The organism is Seonamhaeicola marinus (genome assembly GCF_008085455.1).
Genome location: NZ_VSDQ01000624.1, coordinates 1 through 652, shown reverse-complemented (window position 1 = coordinate 652; position 652 = coordinate 1). Strand labels below are relative to the sequence as shown.

General features: G+C 31.9%; 1 protein-coding gene. It reads left to right on the top strand.

Annotated features, from left to right (window positions below; translation table 11 throughout):
• Positions 1-652 (top strand): sugar transferase (locus FUA24_RS10890; RefSeq protein ID WP_187388254.1); only part of this gene is annotated, 652 nt, incomplete at both ends.

Here is a 652-nt window from a genome sequence, read left to right as displayed (position 1 = left end):
GTTGCAGAACTATCAAACAAACAAATAAATCAACTCATTGATTTTGCCGATAATAACCTGAGAGAGTTAAAATTTATACCCGATAATAAAGATATTTTTTCAAAAAAACTGAAGTATGAATATTACGATTATATTCCCGTTTTATCCCTAAGAAGCATTCCTTTAGAAGAACCAGTAAATAAATTTGCAAAACGATTGTTTGATATTGTTTTTGCATCTGCTGTAATTGTATTTATTTTATCATGGTTAACACCCATTTTGGCCATTATTATAAGGCTTGAATCTAAAGGACCAATATTCTTTAAGCAAACCCGAAACGGATTCAATTATAATGAATTTGATTGTTATAAGTTTAGGTCTATGACACCTAATAAAGATGCAAACTCACAACAAGCCACCAAAGGCGATTTAAGAATAACAAAAGTTGGTGCCTTTATTAGAAAAACCAGTATAGATGAGTTGCCACAATTTTTTAATGTACTATTCGGAGATATGTCTGTTGTAGGCCCAAGGCCACACATGGTAAGCCACACAAATAAATATGCACGTAGTGTAGATAAATTTATGGTTAGGCATTTTGTAAAACCTGGTATTACAGGTTTGGCACAAACTAGTGGCTACAGAGGTGAAATTGAAACAGATAAAGATATTA